Here is a 6583-nt window from a genome sequence, read left to right as displayed (position 1 = left end):
GCGGGTTTGAGCAGGATCTACTGCTCATTGACGGCGCCGTCGCGTTGTCTGCTGACGATGCCGTCAGCTTCTCATTGAGTGTCGGATCCTGCTCAAACCCCTGACGCGACCCCAGCTCAGTGCACCAGTACGATCTTGCCGACGTTGCCGCCCCCGACCAGCTGCTCATGGGCCCGGCGCACTTCTTCGAACGGGATCCGGGTCTCGGGCGCGAGCCGGATGCGGCCGTCGCCCAGCATCGGCCACACTTCCTGCTCGACCGCCTGGCAGATCGATGCCTTCTCCTTATCCGGCCTGAACCGCAGGGACGTCGCCGTCACCGTCGCCGCCTTGTTGAGCAACAAGCCGAGGTTGAGCGTTCCCTTCACCCCGCCCTGCAGACCGATCACCACGAGGCGCCCGCCCTTCTTCAGCGCCTTCACGTTCGATTCGAGGTACTTCGCGCCGATGATGTCGAGGATCATGTCGGCACCCCCGGTGGCGTCCTTCACCGCGGCGACCCAGTCCTCGTGGTAGTCGAAGGCGTAGTCGGCGCCGAAATCGAGGCAGTGCTGGAGCTTCTCCGGGCTGCCGGCCGTCGCGGCCACGGTTGCGCCCAACGCCTTGGCGTACTGGATCGCGAAGGTGCCGATGCCACCAGCCCCGCCGTGTACGAGGAACACGTCCCCGGCTTTCAGGAACCCGACGCGGGTGTTCGACAGAACCGTCGCGGCGACCTCCAGCACCCCGGCGGCCGACACCAGGTCGACCCCCGGCGGCGGCGCGATCGCCTGCCCCTCTGGCACGACGAAGTACTCCGCGTAACCTCCACCCGCGAGCAGCGCGACGACCTCGTCGCCCTCCTTCCAGCGGGTCACCCCGTCGCCCACCCCGGCGACGACGCCGGAAGCCTCGAGCCCGATCGTGTCGGTCACGCCCCGAGGTGGGGGATAGTGGCCCTGCCGTTGCAGGACATCGGCCCGGTTGACGCCGGAAGCGACGGTGCGCACCAGGACCTCCCCCTGCCCCGGGACTGGGGTGTCGATCTGGCCGATGGTCAGGGCATCGACGTCACCTGGGGTCTCAACGACTACTGCTCGCATGCCGCCAGCGTACTGCTCAGGGCCAGGCCAGGTCCCTGCCGGACACGAACCGTCGAAGCGTCTGGTCGATCGGGTCGGTGAACTCGAGCGAGTGCGCCAGCAGCCTGAGCGGGATGCTGAAGTCGTCGATCCCGGTGTCGCGCACCTCTGGGTAGAGCGGGTCGCCGATCAGGGGGATGCCGAGTTGGTTGAAGTGGGCCCTGATCTGATGGGTCTTGCCGGTCAGCGGTCGCACCTCGTAGAGGGCGCACCGGCCGCGCACCTCGATCAATTCGATGTCGGTGAACGCGTTGGGGGGCTCGTCAAGGGCTTCGGCCTGCATCGTCCCGACCCGTTTGACGAGGTGTGATTCGACGCGACGGGGGAACGCCAAGCCGGGGTCGTAGGGTGCGAGTGCGTGGTAGACCTTCCGTGCGGTGCGAGCCGTGAAGATCGAGTGGTAGGCGGCGCGCCATCGTTTCTCCGTTGTCATCAGCAGGACGCCGGCCGTGCCCCGGTCGAGTCGGTGCGCCGCGGACAGCTCCGGCAGGTCGAGCATCAGGCGGGCCTTGACGACGGCGCTCTGGACGACGTGGCGGCCACGGGGGATGGTGGAGAGGAAGTGCGGCTTGTCGAGCACCACGATGCGCTCATCGCGGTGGATGACGGTGAGGTCGCCCGGCACCTCGGCCTCTTCGCGCAGCGTGCGATGGAACCAGACGAAGGTGTGTGGACGATAGACCTCGCCTCCGGTCCACGCCCGACCCGCATCGTCGACGAAGGTCCCTTCGGCCAGCAGTGCGTCGACGTCCTCAGGTGCCGGCGCCAGCTTGTGGACCAGCCAGTCGCGCATGGTCGGCCAAGGTAGGGGGTTGTCGGGGTCGCGGTCCGGGGTGCGTACCCAGGCCGCCTGCAGCCCGTGTCTTGGCGGGAGCGGGGATCTGGGAGGCATCGGACAAGGCTACCCCGCACCCGCGGCGGGAAATTGGCGGCGAGGGTGGGATTCGAACCCACGGAGAGTTGCCCCTCGGCCGCTTTCAAGGCGGCTGCACTAGTCCACTATGCGACCTCGCCAGTGCGGAACCATGCTAGCGCGTCGGGACGCGCCTCGTCGCACCGGATGCGGGGACGGCGGCGGACCGGGTCCCCGCGGCGGGCTCGAGCCAAGGCATGGGGGGACGCCGGGAGGGAGCAGTTCATTTACCTGCGTGTCTAACCGGACCCCTTGCGTGCGGCATGCGACTGGCCACTAGGCTCTGGGCATGGCGCCAACGAGCTACATCATCCAGTCCCGCCCACCCGTGAGGGCGTTCGCCATCGCAGCGGCAGCGGCGTTGCTCGGGGCGTTCATGATCGTGTTCGCCGGATCCAAGGACTGGGCACTCGTGCTGCCCTTGTTCCTCGGTGTCCTGGGCGTGATCCTGCTTCTGGCGGGTGTCGCGCTGGCCGGCCTGGCCTACTGGACGATGCGAGCGACCTCCGTGACCCTCACCCTGGACGACGACGGGTACCGCCTGACCGGTCGCGGCAGCGACCATCGCGGCACCTGGCTCGAGGTGAACCAGGTGACGCAGTCCGAGAGCGGGCTGCATATCACGATCTACCACGGACCCGAACGACGCACGCACGTCGTCTTCTCCCAGACGGATCAGATCGACGCCGTCGTGGACGATCTGCGTACTCGCCTGAAGGCCTCGAGGCGACGCGTCGAGGGTTGAGCCAGGCGGTGGCCCTGAAGCGGCGTCCGCGCTCAGCCTTGCCAGGCGCAGGCGTCGGCCACGTTCTGGGTCCCGTCCCGTAGCCGCTCTTCGTCGTAGGTTTCAGTCGGTGCCGCCGACGGTGACTCGGACGCCGGTAGCGGGCTGACCTGGCTCGTCGGTGGATTGGTGCTGGGCGACGGCGAGGCCTCCTGCGGTTCGATCGCCGTCGCCACTGCCGCCCGCATTGCCTCGAAGTCCGGCCTGCTCGACGAGTAGCCGTTCTTCCCTGGCACGAACGCCAGGCGTGACACCGATGCCCCGTCCTGCACGCGGAACGCGAGGTCGATGAATGCTCCGAACTCGTCACGGGTGATGTCGGTCGTCAGGATCTCGGCCGAGGCAGCGGCGATGGCTTCGAAGGATGTGACCAGCGTCTGAGGGTTGGCCTGCTGGATGATCGCATCGACCAGACAGGATTGGCGGGCCATCCGGTCATAGTCCGACGAGTCGTAGCGGCTACGCGCGAACCACATGGCCTCGTATCCGCCCAGGTGCCGATCCTGGCCGCGTTCGATGTATCCCGACGGCCGGATGCCCCGGTTGTGGTTGCCGCCGATCGGGAGGTCGCGGTTCACGTTGACGGTCACACCGCCCATGGCGTCGATCAGGCCGCTGAGCCCGTCGATGTTGAGCATCACGAACCGGTCGATCTCCAGCCCGGTGATGCCCTCCACGCCCTGCTTGAGGGCCTCGGCGCCCGGGAAGGTGCTGCCCTCGAACAGGTGTGCGTAGTCGCCGCCCGCGGATGTCTTCTCCCAGATGCCGTTGACGTACCAGTTACCTGAATCGCCCTCGCCGCGGAAGCCGCGGGGGAACGCCTCCGCCATGACGGAGCCGTCCGGGAACGGGGTGCGGGGGAGGTTGCGCGGGATCTGGATCAGGGTGGTGCCACCGGTCCGGGTGTCGATTGAGGCCACCATGATGGTGTCGGTTCGCACCCCGAACTCCTCGATCCTGTCCTTGCGGGCCGCGTTGCCGTCGGCCCCGAGTAGAAGGATGTTGACGCGGGGGGTGTCGGCCCACGGGTCGGGTGCCTTGGTGTGTGCGATGGTCTGGCGGCTGCTGGCCTTGATCGCTGACGCCTGTGGCAGGACGGTGTCCAGCAACTGATGTGCGTCGCGCGAGTACCGGGCGGCCACCGCGGTAGGTGCGGCGACGCCGAACGCCAGGACGGTGACGAGGGCGGCGCTGAGGGCACGCCTGCCCGCGCTGAGCCCGTTGGGTCTGGTGGTGGTCTGGGTCAGCACGATCAGCGCGACCCACACGATCGCCAGTGCGCCGAGGACCGGGGTCGCCAACGTGAGGGTCGACTGCCGCTGGGCCGTCTGCGTGAGCTTGGACAGGTCGGTCAATGCCCACCAAGTGAGGCCGCCGGCCACAGCCAGGCTGGAAACCGCGGTCACGGCCCCCAGCACCCGCAGCCCCCTTCGTGGTGCACCGAGCAGGCCGGAGCCCGGGATCAGTGCTGAGGCGAGCGTGAGGAGAACCGACGTGCGGAGGCGTCGTTCCTCCCCGCGTGGCGCTGCGCCGTCAATCATGTGCCCTCCCCATCGCGTCAGTCTAGGGCGAGCAGAACCCGATGTCAGGAGGGTCAGCCCTCACCCTGCCAGGCGCAGGCGTCCGAGACGTTGTGTACCCCCTCATTGGAAGGCTCGCTTGCCGACGCGCTGGGATCAGGTGCCGACGCGGTGCTGTTCGATGTGGCCGAGGTGGTGGTCGGAGCGGCTGCCGTCGGGGTTGGTGTGGGTTCGATAGCCTTTGCCACCGCCGCCCGCATCTTCTCGAAATCGGGGTCGGAGTAGCTGTACCCGTTGTTCCCGTTGGAGAACACGAGCCGTGAGATGGTGCCCCCGTCCTTTACCCGGAAGGCTAGATCGATGTAGGCGCTGAGCTGATCATCGGTGATGTCGGTGGCCAGCATGTCGGCGGACGCCTTGATGATGGCCTCGAAGTTCGTGAGCAGCGTCTGCGGGTTGGCCTGATCGATGATGGCCTTCACCAGGCAAGATTGCCGGGCCATGCGGTTGTAGTCGTCGGTGTTCCATCGGCTGCGGGCGTACCACATCGCGTCCTGGCCGTTCAGGTGCTGATTCGGCCCGGGCTGGAGGTAGCGCTTGGGCTTAGTGCCTTTGGCGGTGTCTCCACCGACGGCGAGTTCCTGGTTGATGTTGACGGTGACACCACCCATGGCGTTGATCAGCGCCTCAAGCCCGTCGATGTTGAGCAGCACGAACTGGTTGATCTCCAGCCCCGTTATGCCCTCCACTCCCTGCTTCAGGGCCTCGGCGCCACGGTAGGTGCTTCCGGCCATGAGGTCCGGGTAGTCGAGTTCCACGTGCTGCCAGATGGTGTTGACGTACCACTCGCCTTCGGCGCCGTCGCCGCGGAAACCGTCAGGGAAGGCGGCCGCCATCTCGGAGCCTTCGGGAAACGGCGTGTACTGCACGTTGCGGGGGATCTGGATGAGGGTGGTGTTGCCCGTCTTCGTGTCGATCGAGGCGACCATGATCGTGTCGGTGCGGATCGAGTACTTGGCGACCTGCTCTGCCCGTGAGGCGCTGCCGTCGCCGCCGAGCAGGAGGATGTTGACGCGTTTCTGGTCGGCCCACGGGTCCAATCCGCCGGCGATCGTCGGCTGGTTGTTCGCCTTGACGTCGTCCTTGCTCTTGAGCACGGAATCGAGGGCCCGGGCCGTGTCGTGGGAGTACCGGGCGGCGACCGCCGTCGGTGCGGCGACGCAGAACGCGAGCCCCGTCACGACGACGGCGCTGAGCAGACGCTTGCCGCCGCGCAGCCCGGTCGGCCGGGTCGTCAGCTGAGTGAGGGTGATGAGGCCCACCCAGGCGATGGCGATGAAGATGAGGGCGAAGGTCGCCAGGCCGAGGAAGGTTTCGTTTCCGGCGACTCGTGCGAGGCGTGGAAGGTCGGTGACGGCCCAGAAGAGAACGAACGTGAGCGTGACGACGGAGACGATGGCAGTGAGGGCGCCGAGCATCTTGTGTCCGCGACGGGGCGCCCCCAACAACCCGGAGCCGGGGATGACGGCGGAGGCAAGTGTCAGCAGCAGGGAACTGCGCAGGTGGCGACGTTGCGGGGCGCCGCTGTCCGGCCCGCCTGAGCGGTGTTCGCCTTGCCGGGGCGCGCGGCCCTCGGCGGCGTGCCCGGGCCAGATCTGACGCGCGTGCCCGGCCCCTGTGGGCGTGGCACCGTCGACTGGTCGTGCGGCATGGTGCGGCCTCTCGGCGTCGTTCATGAAACCTCCCGCCGTCAAGGATAACCGGTGTGCGTTTGCCGCCGCGTGTCATGCTCCGCTAGTCTGTAGCGGCACTGGAGGTGTCGCCTAGTACGGTCTATGGCGCCCGCCTGCTAAGCGGGTTTGGGGCTTCAACCCCATCGCGGGTTCAAATCCCGCCACCTCCGCCAGTGACTCGACGCCCCGGGATTTTCCGGGGCGTCGTGCTTTGTCGGGTTACGTGCAGTGCGTGGGACCGGGCTCCATGCGCAGTCCGGTTCGCTCGGGGGCTGCGAGCATCGGATGCCCACTGCCCAACCCACCGCACCCCTCCCCACTGCCCAACCCACCGCACCACTGCCCAACCCACCGCACCCCTCCCCAACCCCGGCCGGGATGCGTCGTCGAAAATCGACCAGTGGCCGATTCTGGTGTGTCTGGGGTCGAGTATCGGCCACTGCCCCGGCGCCCGTGTGTGGCGGAGGGCGGCGACAATCGGCCAGTGGTCGATTTTGCTCCGTCTGGGGTCG

At 67.7% G+C, this 6583-nt stretch carries 5 protein-coding genes and 2 tRNA genes; 2 read left to right on the top strand and 5 right to left on the bottom strand.

Annotated features, from left to right (window positions below; genetic code table 11):
- Positions 1–116: 116 nt before the first annotated feature.
- From BUC15_RS18205 to BUC15_RS18195, 3 genes are all read right to left on the bottom strand, one after another.
- Positions 117–1082, bottom strand: coding sequence for an NAD(P)H-quinone oxidoreductase (locus BUC15_RS18205; protein WP_073191372.1), 966 nt, complete (start codon positions 1080–1082; stop codon positions 117–119).
- Positions 1083–1098: 16 nt separating this feature from the next.
- A complete protein-coding gene (locus BUC15_RS18200; protein WP_217652301.1) occupies positions 1099–1914 on the bottom strand; it encodes a pseudouridine synthase in 816 nt (271 codons plus the stop codon).
- Positions 1915–2047: 133 nt separating this feature from the next.
- Positions 2048–2135: transfer RNA gene (locus tag BUC15_RS18195), tRNA-Ser, on the bottom strand.
- Between the two features lie 188 nt (positions 2136–2323).
- On the opposite strand from BUC15_RS18195, the gene BUC15_RS18190 reads away from it, so the two are divergent.
- Complete coding sequence (locus tag BUC15_RS18190) at positions 2324–2779, top strand: hypothetical protein (protein ID WP_073191366.1); 456 nt, start codon at positions 2324–2326, stop codon at positions 2777–2779.
- 32 nt (positions 2780–2811) lie between these two features.
- Here the strand turns inward: BUC15_RS18190 and BUC15_RS18185 are convergent, their stop codons facing one another.
- Complete coding sequence (locus tag BUC15_RS18185) at positions 2812–4359, bottom strand: LCP family protein (protein ID WP_073191364.1); 1548 nt, start codon at positions 4357–4359, stop codon at positions 2812–2814.
- Positions 4360–4412: 53 nt separating this feature from the next.
- Positions 4413–6074, bottom strand: coding sequence for an LCP family protein (locus BUC15_RS18180; RefSeq protein ID WP_084189734.1), 1662 nt, complete (start codon positions 6072–6074; stop codon positions 4413–4415).
- A gap of 76 nt (positions 6075–6150) precedes the next feature.
- Between BUC15_RS18180 and BUC15_RS18175 the strand changes: the two genes are divergently transcribed.
- Positions 6151–6244: transfer RNA gene (locus tag BUC15_RS18175), tRNA-Ser, on the top strand.
- The last annotated feature ends 339 nt before the right edge of the window (positions 6245–6583 follow it).

This window comes from Tessaracoccus bendigoensis DSM 12906, from assembly GCF_900141915.1.
In the GTDB taxonomy this organism is placed as follows: domain Bacteria; phylum Actinomycetota; class Actinomycetes; order Propionibacteriales; family Propionibacteriaceae; genus Arachnia; species Arachnia bendigoensis.
The sequence above is the reverse complement of the archived record's forward strand: the minus strand, read 5'-3'. Positions and strand labels throughout refer to the sequence as shown.